The organism is Dickeya poaceiphila, from assembly GCF_007858975.2.
Classification (GTDB): Bacteria; Pseudomonadota; Gammaproteobacteria; order Enterobacterales; family Enterobacteriaceae; genus Dickeya; species Dickeya poaceiphila.
This window is the reverse complement of sequence record NZ_CP042220.2, coordinates 770,597-787,858: the sequence shown is the minus strand read 5'-3', so window position 1 is coordinate 787,858 and position 17,262 is coordinate 770,597. Positions and strand designations below refer to the sequence as shown.

Here is a 17,262-nt window from a genome sequence, read left to right as displayed (position 1 = left end):
GCTCTATTCTGGTCATCGGACGATATGTCATTCTGTGTTTAGGATATACAATGCTCCCATCACTTAAGGTAAATCAACCCGTAAAGAACGCGTTTCATGGCAGAAAAAAAACCAACTAAACCGGCAGAATCCCGCGACCGTCAGGTAGAAGGGCTAAAACTTCCGCCCCATTCCATCGAAGCGGAACAGTCGGTGCTAGGGGGGTTGATGCTCGACAACGAGCGTTGGGATAACGTCGCCGAGCGCGTCTCCGCCAACGACTTTTTCAACCGCGCCCACCGGCTGATCTTCAACGAGATGCAGCGCCTGCTGGAAATGAGCAAGCCGATTGACCTGATCACCCTGTCAGAGTCTTTGGAGCAAAAAGGCGAGCTGGAATCCGCCGGCGGGTTCGCCTATCTGGCGGAACTGGCGAAAAACACCCCCAGTGCGGCGAATATCGGCGCGTATGCCGACATCGTGCGTGAACGTGCGGTGGTGCGCGAGATGATCGCCGTCGCCAACGAAATCGCCGATGCGGGCTACGACCCGCAAGGCCGCAGCAGCGAAGAACTGCTGGATCTGGCCGAATCACGCGTGTTTCAGATAGCGGAAAACCGCGCCAGCAAGGATGAAGGCCCCAAAAGTATCGACCGTATTCTGGAAGATACCGTGTCGCGCATCGAACAGCTTTATCAGCGCCCGCATGACGGCGTCACCGGCGTGTCCAGCGGTTATCAGGATCTGGATAAGAAAACCGCCGGTTTGCAGAAATCAGACCTGATTATTGTGGCGGCACGTCCTTCCATGGGGAAAACCACCTTCGCCATGAACCTGTGTGAAAACGCCGCCATGACGCAGGAAAAACCGGTACTGATCTTCAGTCTGGAGATGCCCGGCGAGCAGATCATGATGCGTATGCTGGCCTCGTTGTCGCGCGTCGATCAAACCCGCATTCGTACCGGCCAGCTCGACGACGAGGACTGGGCGCGCATTTCCAGCACCATGGGGTTGCTGCTGGAAAAGCGCAACATGTACATCGACGACTCCTCTGGCCTGACGCCTACCGAAGTGCGCTCCCGCGCCCGCCGGGTATTCCGCGAGCACGACGGGCTGAGCCTGATCATGATCGACTACCTGCAATTGATGCGGGTTCCTTCATTGTCTGACAACCGCACGCTGGAAATCGCTGAAATTTCCCGCTCGCTCAAAGCATTGGCAAAAGAATTGCAAGTACCGGTTATCGCGCTGTCGCAGCTCAACCGTAGTCTGGAACAGCGCGCCGATAAACGTCCGGTCAACTCCGACCTGCGTGAATCCGGCTCCATCGAGCAGGACGCGGACCTGATCATGTTTATCTACCGTGATGAGGTCTATCACGAAAACAGCGATCTGAAAGGCATCGCGGAAATTATTATAGGGAAGCAGCGTAACGGGCCGATTGGTACCGTACGCCTGACCTTTAACGGGCAGTGGTCGCGTTTCGACAATTACGCCGGGCCACAATATGATGATGAATAAATTACGCTGATGAATACATCACGCGGATAACGACATCACCGTCGATGATAAATACATGCACTAAGGACTCAGAATGAAAACGGCAACCGCCGTCATTGATCGTCAGGCTTTGCGTCATAATCTGCAACGTATCCGGAAGATGGCGCCACAAAGCCGGCTGATCGCCATCGTCAAAGCCAACGCTTACGGGCACGGCGCGGTGGAAGCCGCCCACGCCTTTTCCGACGCCGACGGTTATGGCGTTTCCCGTCTCAGCGAAGCACTGGCGCTACGCGCCGCCGGCATCACCAAACCCATCCTGCTGCTGGAAGGCTTTTTTGCCGCCGAGGAGTTGCCGCTGCTGGTCGAACACCAGCTGGAAACCGCCGTGCACTGCGAAGAACAACTGGCGGCGCTGGAACAGGCGCGCCTGACGCACCCGCTGACCGTCTGGATGAAGATCGACACCGGAATGCACCGTCTTGGCGTGCTGCCGGAACACGCCGACGTGTTTTATGCCCGACTGTGCGCCTGCTCCAGCGTAGTGCAACCGGTGAACATCATGAGCCACTTTTGCCGCGCCGATGAACCACAGGCAGACACCACCCAACGCCAGCTCGACTGTTTCGACGCCTTTGTGCAAGGCAAACCGGGTCGCCAGTCCATCGCCGCCTCCGGCGGGATTCTGCTGTGGCCGCAGTCTCATCGTGATCAGATCCGCCCCGGCATTATCCAGTACGGCGTCTCGCCGCTGGCGCAGGGCGATGCCAGCCAATGGCAGCTCAAACCGGCGATGACCCTGACCTCACACCTGATTGCGGTGCGCGAACACCACGCCGGCGAACCCGTGGGATACGGCAGCACCTGGGTTAGCCCACGCGACACCCGCCTCGGCGTGATTGCCATCGGCTACGGCGACGGCTATCCGCGCGACGCCCAAAGCGGCACCCCGGTGTGGATCAATGGCCGCGAAGTCCCGCTGTCTGGCCGGGTCTCGATGGACATGATTACCGTCGATCTGGGACCAGACGCACAGGATAAGGTCGGTGATGAAGTGATTTTGTGGGGTGGCCCACTGCCGGTAGAGAAAATCGCCGCCCACAACGGCACCAGCGCCTATGAGCTGGTTACCCGACTGACCACACGCACCCAGTTGGAGTACATCGGCTAGCCTCCTGGCGCTCATGGCGAAGCATCGCCTCTTCTCATCACGCAAAAAGCCCGAACCCCGGATAATCCGGGGTTCGGGCTTTCTCACTAACCACTGAGCCGTTCAGCGAATAAAAACGCACTCAATAATTAGTTATACAGCTCAGCAACGGCGCGCATCTGGTCATCACCGGTAGCGGAGATGATACGGAAAGATTTGGCGCCAGCGGCATCGGCTTTGGCAGACAACTGAGCCTGCACATCATCCAGATTATAACCGGTGGCGGAAACGGTACCCAGGTCACGGCTCGATGCCGACTGCACTTCAGTCGCCGCCATAGAACCGAAAGAAATAGTAGCCAGAGCGATAGCAGCAACAACAGTTTTGATTGATTTCATGATAAGCCTCTTCACATTATTCGGGTCGGGAAGACGTGATTGCCTTCGATGTGAAGCAGGATAGCGCCGTTAGCAGGCTGTTAAAATCGGGTTAATTTGCCGATTGCACTCAAAAAAATTGAATAAAAAAAGCACCAAAAGATAAGCAAAAACTATCTCATGGTGCACAACAATGGTTCATTATTCCGATATATACGGTAAACCACAAAAATTTACATTACGTTAAACGCATTTAGCCAACTTTTATTCCACTTTACCCAACCAATCAGAAATTATATTCCGATATTCACCGGTCGATTTCGACAGATGCAGCCATTGATCCACATATAACTTCCAGCTCATGTCGTCACGCGGCAACATGTAAGCTTTCTCGCCATACTGCATTGGCGAAGCGGGGTTAACCGCACACAACTGCGGATAACGCTTCTGCTGGTACAACGCCTCCGACGCATCGGTAATCATCACATCCGCCTGCTTATCCACCAGTTGCTGAAAGATGGTCACGTTGTCATGCAACGCCAGATGGGCATTCGGCAAATGGGCGTGAACAAATGCCTCGTTGGTGCCGCCCGCCGGTTCGATGACCCGCACCGACGGCTGATTAATCTGCGCTATTGTCTGGTACTTGTCCTTGTCGTCGCAGCGCACCAGCGGGATCTTGCCATCCACATCCAGCGTGCTGGAGAAGAACGCCTTTTTCTGACGATCTAACGTGACGGAAATCCCGCCCATGGCGATATCGCACTGACCGGACTGAAAATCTGGCATCAGGGTTTTCCAGCTGGTTTTCACCCATTCCACCTTCACGCCCAGGCTTTTCGCCAGCGACTGTGCCATGGCGATATCGATGCCTTCGTAACTGCCATCCGCACGTAGCGAGGTATACGGCTTATAGTCCCCGGTGGTACAGACCTTCAGCACCCTGTGTTCCTGAACCTGATCAAGATGAGACGCCGCGCTGGCGCTACCGGCCAGCCCCAACAACAGAATCAGTGAAAACCGTTTTTTCATGAAAGTTCCTTGCAAAGCTGTCTGACAAACGCGCCACTGTAACATGCCGTTTCAGCGAGTGTCGGTTTTGACCCTTTTTTTTCGACTACGTATAACTTGTTGATTTTTAATCATGATAATCGCAGGTATAAAAAAAGGGTTTCACAGCCCAAAACACAATTTTCCCTTTCAACATCAAGCCATAAGCGATAAATTGCTACAGTGAACTGCCGCGTAGGCAGCTTAGAAAGTAGGCCATCAGGTCAGTTGGCTTCACGGTCGGTGAACTGCCGCGTAGGCAGCTTAGAAACAACACCGGGGTGCGAATATACAGACATTGTTTGTGAACTGCCGCGTAGGCAGCTTAGAAAGCCATCGCGGATCTGACTTCTCTGTCTAAATCGTGAACTGCCGCGTAGGCAGCTTAGAAAAGACAAGCGGCGCATCAGATATCGTCACACACGCAGCAATTATCAGGCCAACCCCAACACCATTTACCAGCAGGGCGTGTTTAAGGTACTTAACAAACTGAATCAGCTAAAAAAAATCCTCAACCTCACGTTTATTGCAGCAATGCGATTATCACGTTGATTTAGTGTGTAAATAGTTCAAAATCTGCACACAACCGACATATTGACGGGTCGCTATGCACTACCATGAACCAGAACAGTGCTGCCGGGCAGCAGAAAAAACACGCTGACCCCATCAGGATGCCAAACAACAAACTTTCGGAAGCCAAAAAAGCTGCTAGTCTGTAGCTTTTGTATTTCTGGGAAAGCAGGGCTATGTACAACATTGATGATTTTGACTTGAAGATCCTCACACTGCTGCAGGCAAATGGACGCCTGACTAATCAGGAGCTCAGCGATCTGGTGGGGCTATCGGCCTCACAGTGTTCTCGTCGTCGCATTGCCCTCGAACAGGCACAACTGATTATGGGGTATCACGCCCGGCTGGCGCCGGATGCCGTCGGGCTGGACCTGATGAGCCTGATAGAAGTACGACTACTCAATCACACCGAGGAGTGCGTAGACAACTTTCACCAGATGCTGGGTGAAGTCGATGCCATTATTGATGCCTACAAAACCACTGGCGACGCAGATTACATGCTCAAAGTCGCGGTGGCGGACCTGCACGGCCTGAGCGAGTTAATCAGCGAGATTCTGGCGCGTAACAAAAGCGTGGCGCACCTGAAAACCTCGGTGGTGCTCAACCGCCTGAAAGAGAATGGGTTAATGGTCTCAACGGTTTCCGCGCTCTGATTTGGTGCAGGCATTGCTTCATGATGGTGCGGGTCACATCATTCCCGCACAAATCGATGCCAGCACGCACAAGATATACACAAATAAAAAGTTAAATACACGATACGTGTAAATAAATTCATTTAGCTCTTTCAATAAGTTAACGTTATTCCTGCGTAAAAAAACGGCAACTCGCCACATCAGCCGTGCCAGATGGTGTGCTTTTTGCTTGAAAAGACAGGTATTCCTTCTTTTATCAGGCACGTTTTCATGGATAACGTCATTACACCACAACCCGTTTCACACACGCTGCTGGAAGACATTCTGGCGCTACTTATCGGCACCCTGATGGTGTCTTTCGGGGTGATTTTGCTGCGTCAGGCCGGCGCGCTGACCGGCGGCACCGCCGGAATGGCATTTTTGCTGCACTACGCCACCCGCCTCTCGTTTGGTACCGCATTCTTTTTGCTGAATCTGCCATTTTATTACCTCGCCATTCGGCGCATGGGCTGGCAGTTCACCATCAAAACCTTCTGCGCGGTGGCGCTGGTGTCGCTGTTTTCCGACCTGCACCCGTTATTCATTCACTTTGACCACCTGCAACCGATTTACGCCACGCTGTTTGGCAACCTGATTATGGGGCTGGGGTTTATCGTACTGTTCCGCCACCGCGCCAGCCTGGGCGGGATGAATATTCTGGCGCTCTATTTACAAGATAAAAGCGGAATCCGCGCCGGAAAATTCATGATGGCGGTAGATGTGACCATTGTACTGGCTTCCCTGTTCGTGGTAAGCATACCGATGCTGATCGCCTCGGTGCTGGGTGCAGCGGCGCTGAATCTGATTATCGCCATGAATCATCGCCCTGGCCGCTATACCGCCTAGCGAACAGCCTGATTTTTTATACCTGAGGAGAGTGACCAACCGTGTTCCAAAATGTCGATGCCTACGCTGGCGACCCTATCCTGTCCCTGATGGAGAAATTCAAGCAGGACCCCCGTACTGATAAAGTGAACCTCAGCATCGGGTTGTATTACGACGGCCAGGGCGTTATTCCTCAGTTACACGCGGTCAATGCCGCAGAAAGCCAGATGCAGGACGAAGCGCAGCAGGCATCGGTCTACCTGCCGATGGAAGGTCTGGCCGCTTACCGCAGCGCCGTACAGACGCTGCTGTTCGGCGAGCACCACCCGGCGCTTAGCGCGCAGCGTGTCGCCACCATCCAGACGCTGGGCGGCTCCGGCGCGCTGAAAGTGGGGGCCGATTTCCTCAAACGTTATTTTCCGGATTCCGAAGTCTGGGTCAGTGACCCGACCTGGGAAAACCATATCGCCATTTTCTCCGGCGCCGGTTTTCAGGTGCATACCTACCCGTACTTTGACGCCGACACGCTGGGCGTGAACGTGGAAAGGATGATAGGCGCACTGAAACAGCTGCCGCCGCGCAGCATCGTGCTGCTGCACCCCTGCTGCCACAACCCGACCGGTTCAGACCTGACCCACGCCGAGTGGGACCGCGTGATCGACGTGTTGATCAAAGGCGAGCTGGTGCCGTTTCTGGATATCGCCTATCAGGGCTTTGGCGGCGGCATGGACGACGATGCCTACGCCATCCGCGCTATCGCCAGCGCCGGCTTGCCTGCGCTGGTCAGCAACTCGTTTTCCAAAATCTTCTCGCTGTATGGCGAGCGCGTTGGCGGGTTGTCTGTAGTCTGTGAAGATCAGGACGCGGCCAGTCGCGTACTCGGTCAGTTGAAAGCCACCGTGCGCCGCAACTACTCCAGCCCGCCGAACTTCGGCGCACAGGTGGTATCGCGCGTACTGAACGACAGCACGCTCAACGCCAACTGGCACGCAGAAGTGGAAGCAATGCGCCTGCGTATTCTGGAAATGCGCCAGACGCTGGTGAACGAACTGAAAAAAGCGCTGCCGGAGCGCAACTTTGACTACCTGCTGACCCAGCGCGGCATGTTCAGCTACACCGGCTTTAGCGCCGCACAGGTAGACCGCCTGCGCGAAGAATTCGGCGTATATCTTATCGCCAGTGGCCGTATCTGCATCGCCGGGTTAAATCATCACAACGTACAGCGCGTGGCGGCGGCTTTCGCTGCCGTACAGTAAGTTATTCCTTTCACTTTTTTACGCCCCTTTTCCTCCAGCCGGTAACGGTTGGGGGATTTTTTTCCTTGCAGGAAACGGCTATGCCCGCCGGGGATGGGCTGTTGGCAAACAGCGGGGGTTGCTGGCGAATATGCCTGTCGAATGTATGCAAGGGCGGTGGATGGTTTCGTGCGGGATAAACCGTGTCGCTTCTTTGCCACATCATCGCACGCACGACAAGGAGAGGTGCAAGCGCCACCTCTCCTTGACCTCTGGCTTGATGGCTAAACTACGCCGCTGACGCGGTGCCTTCGGCGTTCGCCTTCGCTGTTCGGACCGCCCATTACGCGTTCCTTACGCGGAATGGGCTTGCACGGCATCCATGCCGTGCATCCGGCGAAGTCGCCCACCTCAGCGTAGTTTTAACGCCAGTAAACCCGTCAACCTCTGCCTGTACGGCAGTGAACCCAAAGGGCCGGAACAGAGCCGCTTTAATGATTTTCTAAGCTGCCTGTGCGGCAGTGAACGGCGAAGCTACGCGCCAAAACGATTGATTTTTTTTCTAAGCTGCCTGTGCGGCAGTGAACATCTTGTCCGATGCGGTGAGCGCTGCTTTGCTTTTCTAAGCTGCCTGTGCGGCAGTGAACCCACCCAATAGACACAATCAACGTGCGAGAGTTTTCTAAGCTGCCTGTGCGGCAGTGAACAATCAATCGCTCTTTTGAATTCGATGCCAACTTTTCTAAGCTGCCTGTGCGGCAGTGAACGATCTGCGACGCCTTCAATTTTGCCTCAGCGATTTCTAAGCTGCCTGTGCGGCAGTGAACATCTTGTCCGATGCGGTGAGCGCTGCTTTGCTTTTCTAAGCTGCCTGTGCGGCAGTGAACAATCAATCGCTCTTTTGAATTCGATGCCAACTTTTCTAAGCTGCCTGTGCGGCAGTGAACTGTAGCAAATAATTGCTTATTGCCTGATTGTTAAAGAAAAACCGCCGTTTTTCCGGGAAAACCCTTTTTTCTGGCGGCCAGATTGCGGTATTAAAAATCAATACGTTACAACTGGCCGCAAAAAAAGGGTCAAAACCACGGGATGGTGGCGGTCGCGCTTAAGCCGTAGCTGGAGAAGGTACCGGCGACCGGTTTGTCCTGCAGCGGGCCGTGCTCGACAAACAGTAAAAACGTTTGTCCGCTGGAAAGGCTACGCAGCGGCAGATACGGCAGCGAGGTGCGTTTTTCCACCGCGTAGGGAATGCGGGTGGCGGCTTCGTCCGCAGTCATCCGGCCTTTGCTCACCGCCCGGCGGCGCAGGCGCTCGGCGTTGCTTTTCACCTGCACCCGCCGCACGGTGCGGTACTGCGCACCAGTTGGCACCGGTAATACATTGGTGATGGTGCTATAGTCGCGCAGCCCTGTGCGCCAGCCGGTTTGTTCCAGTGCCGTCAGCGCCTGCACGCTACCGTGCAACCGCAGCCGTTCCCCCAGCGTTTTGCTCACATCCGGAAAGCTCACACCGATGGCGCCTGTCGCCTGCTGCCCCAACGCCCGGTGCAGCTTAGCGAACAGCGCGCTTAGCAACTGCACCGCGCTGAACTCCAGGTCGGGCAACACCCGAATCTCGATATAGTGATCCATAGGGTTACTCGCCTTTTTCGCCAAACACCCCGCCGCGAATCAGTGTGGCGATCACGTAGTGCTGCTGCGCCACGTCTGGCACGTTGCCCTTGATCACCCAGTTATCCAGCAGGGTGTAAAAATCCATCTTATCTTTCGGCTGGCGATACGCACGGCCACGGCTGGTGACAGAACCATAGGGTTCAACCGCAATCGGCCCGGTTTCTGCCGCTTCCGGGTGCCAGTCATCCACCGTGCGCAGCGCATTGCCGATTTTCTGGGAGTGCATCGCCGCCACACCGTTAACCTGATACAGAATTTTGCTCTTGCCGTTGCGGGCGCGCTCATCCAGCACCAGTTCCTGCGAAGGGAACACCTCCTGCCCGTTGCCCAGTTTCACCTGCGCTTCCACACGGAAAAACGCCGAATCGCTGCCCGCCAGCGCCTGCTCAATCACCGCAGCCAGCTCAGCCAATGCGCCTGAAGGTTGGCTAAACTGGCGCAGCGAGTAGTCTTCGCCGTTAAATGCCCAGCGCTTATCGTTGTGCGGTTGCGTCACCACCACCTGCACCGCTTCTGCGCCGATACGGTTGCGCCACAAAAAACGACCACTGGCGATGTTCTCAGCGTAACGTGCTGCCAGCACGCCAAAGCCCGGCTCGCGGGCGTAACCGTTAATCAGTTCCGTCAGCGCCTGCTGATAATCCTGACTGTTACAGACCGACGGCAGCGCCAGATTACCCAGCACCCGTAGGGTGAAAGCTACTTTCAGCGTGTCGGCATCAAACGGCAGCGCTGCTACATCTACCGTTTGCAGGTTGGGTTTTTGAATTTCGGCATCCAGTTTAGCCGGGTCACTGCTGATGGCGTTTTTTAACCGGTTGGAGATGGTGCCGCGTACCGATTTTTCCTGAATCACCACTGGCTTCCAGTTCTCCTGCTGCCAGTTACCCGCCAGCATCAGCGCATCGGAGTTCGCCAGTTTGCGCTCAAACGCCAGTACCGATGCGGTTTTCAAGGGGGTTGCTGCTTTTGCCATGGTTTCAATCCTTGTCTCAGTAGTTGAATTCAAGTTCTGGATAATCATCATCTGCCGTGCCGTCTGCGTCGTTGACGGTTTGCAGACAACGGTAGGTGTGGTGTTGATTGTCGTGTTGATAGTGGTAACGCCAAAAGAGGCGGTTGATGTCGTCAATGCGGTGTGCGCCGCGCCATTCGCCAATGCCGTAAATCGCTTCGGCAAAACAGAAATGAGTGGACGGGTCGCGGGTTTTCGCCACCTCGCCGGGGGCGTACAGCGGCGAAATGGCGCGGTAGCCAGTCATCAGCGGCACCAGATAGCCGCCTTGCGGTTTCGGCAGTGGCTGCCAGCTCACCACATCATCAGAAGATCGCACCGCCTGGAATTTCAGGGCAGCGAAATCGAGCCAGGCGTCCAGCATGTCCGCCTGTGCATCAGCCTGTTGCCGGGTGTCAAGATGCGACGATAACAGCGCCGTGCGGTCCAGCAACACAAAGCCCGGCAGTAAACGACGCATCAGGCTGCGGGTCTTGCCCTCATCGGCAGGCATGTCATGGAAGCTCACCTGTTCGATATCCACAATCAGCCCACCCGCCAGCCGCTGCTGTTGTGCCTGTTGCCGCACCTGCTGGCGAAGCGCCTCGCGCCCGTCTTCACCGGGCAACATGCCGTGGCATTCGATAAGCAGCGACACGGTGAGGTGCATTCGCCCCTCTTCATTAAAGGAGGCGGTAGTGGCTTCTTTAGTCAGCGGGTTACGCGTCAGCGCAAAGCTGCGGTTCCAGCCGTTGCCGTAAGCGTGAACCTGATGCTGATGGCACACCACGCCGCAGCCTTCCAGCCTCAAACCGTGGGATGCCTGCAACTGGCGCGACAACGCATGGGTAAAGCCGAGAAAATGGCTGATGGCGGGAAAGCCGTAGGTGTGCCCGGCAATGGCGCTGGCGTTTTCCACCACAATACGCCGCAGAATCATCAGGCTGCTCATGCCAGTTCCTCCTTCAGCGTCCGCTCAGTTTCCCGCAGGCGCTGCTTAAACAGCGCGGCGGTTGACCACTCGCGGCGCTCCACCTCGCCGAAAATCAGTTTTTCATGCTGCAATCGCGCATTCAGCCACAGGCCAAACTCGCGAGCGACCTGTTCCTTCCAGTCCCCCCCTTCGCGTGCATAGCAGAAAGCGTCATCCTGCCGACAGCGAAATGGGTCAAGCCACAGTTGCAGAGGAATATTCAGGCGGGAATCCTTGCTCCAGCCTGCCGGGCGCAGGTTTTGCACCGTGGCGACATAACCAAACAAGGTATCGATCAACTGGTCGAGGTAGCGCCGACGCTGATTGCGAATATCGCGGTTGTTGTCCACGTCTTTGACGCTGAGCAGGAATTGCCGCATATCACGGCGATCGGCATAGGTCAGTGCATCCACCTCGCCTCGTTCACGAAAGATGGTGTCATGATCAAGCGGCGGTTTATCCTGACTGCGCCACTGTGGCGGCGCACAGCTGAGCAGATAGGAGCGACCATTACGTTTGACATTTAGGGCAGAGACATTTTGCTGGTTACCACCTCCCATATTTTGCACTGCAATACCGGGGTAGCTGACATCAACCTCATCGTGCCAGCGCTTCTCATACCGGGCCTTGCGAATAGCTTTAGCCTGCTCGCCAAAGCGCACCGCGTTCAGGCGTTGGTCCAGCGCCTGCGACAGTGAAGAGGAATAAAGCGGACTGAGTAAGTGGTATTCGCCGTCACCCACCGGAAAATAGATCTGCTTTGCCAGCTTGTGGGAACTGGGTTGCTTATCACTTAACACCTGCCCGAACCCGGCCAGCCACTGTGTAAGCTGCTCTGCGTTTTCCGCCAGCGCTTCCAGTGCGCGGTGGTCACCGCGCTGTAACGCCGCCACCAGCGAATCACCCTGATGCTCTTCGGTCAAGAATGTTGCAATACCAAGAACCGCCGCCGTATCAACCGCAGTATCTAAAACTGGGTGACTTAATGATGCCGTGGATAAAAAAGGTAGCGATAGATCCTTGAACAAATCTAATCGACTACTTCCTTTTGCTGAACTGTGGGTAAATTTCAAAACATGCGTTGCTCGTTTTATTTGGTTCGCTTTAGAGGCGGCATCCGTCAACCAAGTACGTACCTCGTAAGCATGTTCTATCTTGCGCCGCTTCTGCGCCAACGTTAACTCCGCTGCGGCCAGCGCCTCACCGCTTAACGCCGCTCGTTGTTTGTCGGCGGCTTTATCGAAGGCATCCAGCTTGGCCTGCTTTCGGGTTTCGATATAACTGACAATAAACTGCGTTAATTCACTCTCTTCCATGCCTCCTCCTGTCATCATGATTTTTCTCCAAACACCCCCAACAGCGGATGCCAGCACCACGCCAGGTTATCTCGCGTGCTAAGGCTGATTTCACCAAAGCGGTCGCTGACTCTGGCTAACTCCCACTGTTTTTCCTCCGCCAGTTGCAGGTAAAGCGCGGTGTAATCCATATCTACCCACTGGCTGACGCCATCGGCCATGGCCTGTTGCACGGTTCGGATCACATCGACGTCTTTCCAGCCGCTCGGCCCGTCGTCCTGCACCATAAAGCACGGTTTTTCGCCCTCCTCTTCCAGCCGCAGCCAGTAGCGCTGCTGCGGGTCTGAGCGGCGAAACGGCGTACGGCGCTGTAGTTCGCCGTTCCAGTGCAACGACTCGCGCCACCACAGTACGGCTGTCGCCTGTGAAAGCGGTGCGTTTTTCGGCCCAAACAGTTTTGTTGCCAGCGCCGCATGTTCCAGCGAAATCAACGTGAATGGTTTTTTCAGTACCGGTGGCTGTTGAATTCGCGGCGCAGCGCTGATGTGCTGGTAGTCCTCCGGTTTCAGCAGTTCCCGCAGGTCGTGGCTGGCGAGGGTGAAGCCGTGCTCCGACTCAAAACCGGGGCGAAGAAACACCAGCTTTTCGCCTTTCAGCGCCCGCACGTTATGGCTTAGCAGATAAAAGTTGGGTGAGGCTGGCACATTCTCGTCACGCTGGCGGTGGCGCAGAATACGCCCGGCCAACTGAATAAAAGAACGCATCGAGCTGGGTTCGGCGATGGCCCAGTCATAATCGTGGTCCCGGCCCACTTCCGCCACCGAGGTTGCCAGCACCACAAACAGGTGATTCTGCTGCGGCTGCTGTGCGATGGCATCACGAATTTCCGCCACCTGCCACAGTGCCTGCGGGTCTTTACGCATCAGTGCCGCATCCAGCCGCGCTTCGATGTGGGAGCGCATCGCCAGCGGATGCTGGCTGTGATAGACGCAATAATGCACGCAGTAATCCGGCGGGGAAGGCATCTCCATCAGCGCACGCGCCACCGCCACCAGCGGGTTGATGTTCGCCATGCGAATCAACCCCAGCGACACGGTTTTGCCGCCGGAATGCGTCTGGTGATGGTGCTGATGCAGCGCAAACAACCGTTGGTGCAGGGTGTGCGCCACCGCCTGGCACACCGCGCTCGCCTCTTGCGTCGGACTTGCCACCGGTTCAATCTCCGCCCAGCGCAGCCGCTGCTCCTGCTGTTGCAGCTTGTCGATACGCCCGGTGACAAACGCCTGATGCTGATCGGCAAAAGCGCGGGTATCGGCTATCGTCTGGCACTGGCTGTCGAATTCATCAAACCAGCCGCAGCAAATACTCAACGGCGTACCCGGCTCACCGTAAGCCTGCTGCCAGGCTTCGCGCCCTTTCAGGTAGGCTTCGAACAGTGCGCGGATCAACGCCGGTGGCAGCGTGGCGGATGACAGTAATACCCGTGAACCGAGCATCCCCGCCCAGTTCACCAGCCGACACAGCGCAGGCAGGTCTTCCAGCCCAAAATCGTCCGGCTCGTCCAGCACCAGATCAGAGGTCAGCAGCCGCAGCATCGGCGCAATCTGGTGGCCGCCGCGCAGGCTTTCGGTCGCGGGCATCAGGTGGTCGATAGTGGTGACCAGCACCGGCGCACTCAGCAGTTGATGCAGCGTCGGCGATTTTTCCAGCCAGGTTTTCAGCCGCCCGTCATCCAGCGAGCCGTCGTAACTGACGTACTGATGCTCGCTAAACAGCGACTCAGCCGATTCGCTGCCGGTTTGCGCCGCACGCGTTTCCTGCTGGCGTAGCTCATGCAGTTCCTGTACCGCTTGCGAGCCTATCAACACCGCCAGGTCGTCTTCATCCAGCGTCAGGCGCTGGCGCAGGGCATCGCCGGTTTGCAGCGTCAGGGTGCGCAGGCCAAGTGCCACCGAAAAGCGACACCCGGCAGATTCCTCTGCCAGCGCGTACATGATGCGGGCATTCGCCAGCGTCTTGCCGCGCCCGGTAGAGGCCATGTTGACGCCAAAAAAACCGTGGCGGGCCGCCTGCTCACGTATCGCACAGACCTGATCAAACGCCCGGTCCTGCCAGCGGAAACGCGCATCGGTGCTGCGCTGGCGAAAGCCTTTGTGGCGGGTGATGGCCGGCAGCGTGTCGCACAGGTGCGGCAGGCTACGGCCCAGCAGCAGCGCATTCTGCGCCACGCCGACGCAGTGCTCGTCCAGTTGTTGTTTGAGCTTGCCAGTTTTCCGATCAGTATTGGCCCACACCGTAAAGCGCGGGTCTTGCCAGCCGGAGGTGGCATCGGAAGAGGAGTAGTAGTGATCTGCCAGCATCAGCGCCAGCCGTGCCAGATGCACCGTCAGCCGTTGGTCCAGTTGGCCGAAGGTCATCAGCGAGGGTAACTTCAGCGCACGGGCGGCGAATTTGCGCGCCTTTTCACACCAGACGCGGCTTTGCAACGGCGTGCCGTGCGGGAACTGCCACACCTGTTGCCATTCCTGCGCGCTGATATCCGGGCGCAGGTGATTAACCGCATTCCAGTTGGGCGACACCTGCGTGGTCAGCCATTCATCAATATAGGCGAGATCAGGGCTGGGATTGCCACTCTTATCATCCCAAAACATCGGCAAGCGGTGGTGCGAGACAATCAGCCAGCCCACCACCTGCGCCAGCGGCGGCAGGCTGTTAAACGGCGAGGGTTTGGGTATTTTCACATCCTGCTGCAAGCGTGCCAGCAACGCCGCTTCATCCTCCGCGCTGACGGTGGCCAGCGCCGTCAGCCAGCCGGTATCGTCCCGCTCACCGACAAACGCCTGAAACAGCCGCAGCGACACCCACTCGTGGCGAAGCGGCTGGCTGCGCGGCCCCTTGCCCCGCAACCCGGCCTGAAACAGCGCATTGGCCTTGCCGATGTCGTGAAACAGCCCGGCAATCGCCGCCAGCAGGCTGAAGGCTTCGGCGCTGTGCCACGGGTTTTCGTCGTGGCGGCGCAGAATATCGCGCTCGGTACGGTTGGTCGGCACGCTGCCTTGCGGGTTGAAACGCCGCAGATTGCCGACAATCCACAACAGCTCGGTGTGATTGGCGCTGCGAATCCAGTGGCAGGCCACGGCAGTGTTGCGCCGCGCGGTTTTACGCAGCAACTGGCGCAGCGTTTTTAACCCCTCTTCGGTAATGGCGGTCTGCCAGGTGCGCTCCCCTTTGCGCTCGGCGAACTGATCCAGAACCCGGCGGGTTTCCACCAGCGCTCGCTTATTGCATTCGGAAATCAGCAGGATGTTCATTGCGCCCCCTGACTCCTGCTTTTCGCCACCTGGCTTAATTGCTGCGCCACCTGTTGCAGGCTCTCTATCATCACATCCAGCGCCCCGGCCTGACGAAACGCCGTCAGGCAACGCTGGCGAAAGTCCTGCTCGTCTTCCCCTTCCATGGCGGCGATAAACGCCTGCGGCAGAATCAGCGCGTCTTTGATCAGGTCCGCCACATCGAACACCAGCCCGCCGCGCCGGGTTTTGCCATGCAGCACCGCCAGCCCGTGCGGCAGGCCCAGCACCCACAACGCCACCGCCGCTAACCCATAAGCCAGATAATTACCGTGGTCGAGAAAACGGTTCGCCAGATCGGTGCCGCCGCCGCGTTTGGCGCGGGTAAACTCGCCGTAGCTCACCGCGTTGGCCGCCAGCCGGTACAGCGCTTTGGTCATCATCGCTTCCTGCACCAGCCATCGTTACTGGTGCGGCACGCCGTCAGCCCCTGCTGATAGCGGTTAAGCAGCGCATCCACATGTTCGGGTTTGATGGCGAAACGCGACTCACGCTCCAGCCGTCCGCCCAGCCAGTGCTGGCGGATCTGGCCGATACGCACCTGCTGAAAGGCAATCGCCGCCGCCAGCCGCTGTTCTTCGTTAAACCAGAAGCTGACCCAATCCTGCAAATACTCAGTAGGGCGGTATTCACTCTGCGGCGACAGCCATGACACCGCCACTTCGGCTTCATTGGCAGCGAACAGCGGCGTTCCCCCGCCGCCACAAAACCCGACCATCACCCCGGCACGGGCAAATTCCCGCATCGCCGCCTGCGTCACCGAGGTACCGGTGCCGAGCATCACCACGCTGGTATTGGCAATCGGGATATTCCAGTACAACGACTGATTCCCTTCTTCGGTGACATATTCCACCCGCCCACCATTGACCAAAATACGGCAATGCTGGAGGTAATAAATATTGGCGCGTTTGGAATGCAGAATGGTTTTTAAATCCGACGGGCTGAATACGTTATCCATAAAACGGTTTCTCTGTCGTAGTGATAAAGCAGCACCACCCGCGTAATAAAACGCAGGCTAATAATTAATTGGAAAACACGTAATGCACTGGAAAGTAACGAGAATTAGCCTAGCACAGCCAAAACGAGAAAGTGAATGACGGCCAAAATACTTTTCGTATTTTCATACCCTTTTTTTCAGGCGTCTTTTTCGATATTGAAAAATCAACAAGTTACCGACAACCGAAAAAAAAGGGTCTGAGGGCAAAAATCGCCAATTGCGAGTCAGAATACAAAGAGTTAGAGTCAACGGGCTACAGTTCACTGCCGAGTAGGCAGCTTAGAAAGAGAAGCGTGCCGGAAATCTTGCGACGCACTTGTTCACTGCCGAGTAGGCAGCTTAGAAAAGTATACCGTACGGTGCAAACCTCACGTTTTCGTTCACTGCCGAGTAGGCAGCTTAGAAAGGGTGAAGTTACCCCCGCTGACATAGTGCGATGTTCACTGCCGAGTAGGCAGCTTAGAAATTCCCCTGCTGCGCTTTAGCTTCAGGAAAGGTGTTCACTGCCGAGTAGGCAGCTTAGAAAAAACTGTCTCAAATCCCGTGGGATAAGTTGATGTTCACTGCCGAGTAGGCAGCTTAGAAATGTCACTCTCTCTCAACGGGCGAGCCTCGCAGGTTCA

Annotated in this window: 12 protein-coding genes, 1 pseudogene and 2 CRISPR repeat arrays (1 of these 15 running past the window's edge); of the genes and pseudogenes, 5 read left to right on the top strand and 8 right to left on the bottom strand. The window is 56.5% G+C overall.

The features are described 5' to 3' along the window. The first annotated feature begins 96 nt into the window (after window positions 1-96). Together dnaB and alr are read left to right on the top strand one after the other, a co-directional pair. Window positions 97-1,500 (top strand): replicative DNA helicase, encoded by a 1,404-nt coding sequence (gene dnaB / locus Dpoa569_RS03465; RefSeq protein ID WP_042872660.1) that lies wholly within the window; start codon window positions 97-99, stop codon window positions 1,498-1,500. 73 nt (window positions 1,501-1,573) lie between these two features. Next, window positions 1,574-2,650 carry an alanine racemase gene (gene alr / locus Dpoa569_RS03460; RefSeq protein WP_042872663.1) on the top strand — a complete coding sequence of 359 codons (1,077 nt, stop codon included), beginning with the start codon at window positions 1,574-1,576 and terminating at the stop codon, window positions 2,648-2,650. A 128-nt stretch (window positions 2,651-2,778) separates the two neighbouring features. Here alr and bhsA read toward each other — a convergent pair whose 3' ends face one another. Then, on the bottom strand, window positions 2,779-3,027 hold the full coding sequence (gene bhsA, locus Dpoa569_RS03455; protein WP_042872664.1) for a multiple stress resistance protein BhsA: 249 nt from the start codon (window positions 3,025-3,027) through the stop codon (window positions 2,779-2,781). 243 nt (window positions 3,028-3,270) lie between these two features. Further along, window positions 3,271-4,038, bottom strand: coding sequence for a transporter substrate-binding domain-containing protein (locus tag Dpoa569_RS03450; RefSeq protein ID WP_042872666.1), 768 nt, complete (start codon window positions 4,036-4,038; stop codon window positions 3,271-3,273). A 764-nt stretch (window positions 4,039-4,802) separates the two neighbouring features. Here Dpoa569_RS03450 and Dpoa569_RS03445 point away from each other — a divergent pair. The 3 genes from Dpoa569_RS03445 (at window position 4,803) to Dpoa569_RS03435 (ending at window position 7,378) form a co-directional block, all read left to right on the top strand. After that, window positions 4,803-5,279: an Lrp/AsnC family transcriptional regulator gene (locus Dpoa569_RS03445; protein ID WP_042872669.1), complete on the top strand. Its 477-nt coding sequence runs from the start codon at window positions 4,803-4,805 to the stop codon at window positions 5,277-5,279. Between the two features lie 249 nt (window positions 5,280-5,528). Next, window positions 5,529-6,143 (top strand): YitT family protein, encoded by a 615-nt coding sequence (locus tag Dpoa569_RS03440; RefSeq protein WP_042872671.1) that lies wholly within the window; start codon window positions 5,529-5,531, stop codon window positions 6,141-6,143. A 41-nt stretch (window positions 6,144-6,184) separates the two neighbouring features. After that, the gene (locus Dpoa569_RS03435; RefSeq protein ID WP_042872674.1) at window positions 6,185-7,378 is read left to right on the top strand and encodes an amino acid aminotransferase; all 1,194 of its coding nucleotides are present in this window, start codon (window positions 6,185-6,187) and stop codon (window positions 7,376-7,378) included. Window positions 7,379-7,855: 477 nt separating this feature from the next. Continuing rightward, window positions 7,856-8,304: direct repeats of the CRISPR family, unit length 29 nt; unit sequence TTTTCTAAGCTGCCTGTGCGGCAGTGAAC. Between the two features lie 129 nt (window positions 8,305-8,433). On the opposite strand, the gene cas6f is transcribed toward Dpoa569_RS03435, so the two are convergent. The 6 genes and pseudogenes from cas6f to cas1f all read right to left on the bottom strand — a co-directional run bounded on the left by cas6f (window position 8,434) and on the right by cas1f (window position 16,600). Continuing rightward, window positions 8,434-8,988, bottom strand: a complete 555-nt coding sequence (cas6f, locus tag Dpoa569_RS03430) for a type I-F CRISPR-associated endoribonuclease Cas6/Csy4 (protein ID WP_042872676.1) — start codon at window positions 8,986-8,988, stop codon at window positions 8,434-8,436. A 4-nt stretch (window positions 8,989-8,992) separates the two neighbouring features. Next, the gene (csy3, locus tag Dpoa569_RS03425) at window positions 8,993-10,006 is read right to left on the bottom strand and encodes a type I-F CRISPR-associated protein Csy3 (RefSeq protein WP_042872677.1); all 1,014 of its coding nucleotides are present in this window, start codon (window positions 10,004-10,006) and stop codon (window positions 8,993-8,995) included. A 16-nt stretch (window positions 10,007-10,022) separates the two neighbouring features. After that, window positions 10,023-10,976 (bottom strand): type I-F CRISPR-associated protein Csy2, encoded by a 954-nt coding sequence (csy2, locus tag Dpoa569_RS03420; protein ID WP_042872679.1) that lies wholly within the window; start codon window positions 10,974-10,976, stop codon window positions 10,023-10,025. After that, complete coding sequence (gene csy1, locus Dpoa569_RS03415) at window positions 10,973-12,313, bottom strand: type I-F CRISPR-associated protein Csy1 (RefSeq protein WP_042872680.1); 1,341 nt, start codon at window positions 12,311-12,313, stop codon at window positions 10,973-10,975. Before csy1 ends, csy2 begins: the two co-directional genes overlap by 4 nt. 14 nt (window positions 12,314-12,327) lie before the next feature. Continuing rightward, window positions 12,328-15,603 (bottom strand): type I-F CRISPR-associated helicase Cas3f, encoded by a 3,276-nt coding sequence (cas3f, locus tag Dpoa569_RS03410; RefSeq protein ID WP_146411060.1) that lies wholly within the window; start codon window positions 15,601-15,603, stop codon window positions 12,328-12,330. Further along, window positions 15,600-16,600, bottom strand: a pseudogene (gene cas1f / locus Dpoa569_RS03405) (type I-F CRISPR-associated endonuclease Cas1f). The gene cas3f and the pseudogene cas1f overlap by 4 nt, the downstream one beginning before the upstream one ends. A gap of 297 nt (window positions 16,601-16,897) precedes the next feature. After that, window positions 16,898-17,262: direct repeats of the CRISPR family, unit length 28 nt; unit sequence GTTCACTGCCGAGTAGGCAGCTTAGAAA; it runs 263 nt beyond the window's last position.

Coding starts and splice junctions, on each gene's coding strand:
- dnaB (WP_042872660.1), top strand. CDS start 97: ATGGCAGAAAAAAAACCAACTAAACCGGCAGAATCCCGCGACCGTCAG.
- alr (WP_042872663.1), top strand. CDS start 1,574: ATGAAAACGGCAACCGCCGTCATTGATCGTCAGGCTTTGCGTCATAAT.
- bhsA (WP_042872664.1), bottom strand. CDS start 3,027: ATGAAATCAATCAAAACTGTTGTTGCTGCTATCGCTCTGGCTACTATT.
- Dpoa569_RS03450 (WP_042872666.1), bottom strand. CDS start 4,038: ATGAAAAAACGGTTTTCACTGATTCTGTTGTTGGGGCTGGCCGGTAGC.
- Dpoa569_RS03445 (WP_042872669.1), top strand. CDS start 4,803: ATGTACAACATTGATGATTTTGACTTGAAGATCCTCACACTGCTGCAG.
- Dpoa569_RS03440 (WP_042872671.1), top strand. CDS start 5,529: ATGGATAACGTCATTACACCACAACCCGTTTCACACACGCTGCTGGAA.
- cas6f (WP_042872676.1), bottom strand. CDS start 8,988: ATGGATCACTATATCGAGATTCGGGTGTTGCCCGACCTGGAGTTCAGC.
- csy3 (WP_042872677.1), bottom strand. CDS start 10,006: ATGGCAAAAGCAGCAACCCCCTTGAAAACCGCATCGGTACTGGCGTTT.
- csy2 (WP_042872679.1), bottom strand. CDS start 10,976: ATGAGCAGCCTGATGATTCTGCGGCGTATTGTGGTGGAAAACGCCAGC.
- csy1 (WP_042872680.1), bottom strand. CDS start 12,313: ATGGAAGAGAGTGAATTAACGCAGTTTATTGTCAGTTATATCGAAACC.
- cas3f (WP_146411060.1), bottom strand. CDS start 15,603: ATGAACATCCTGCTGATTTCCGAATGCAATAAGCGAGCGCTGGTGGAA.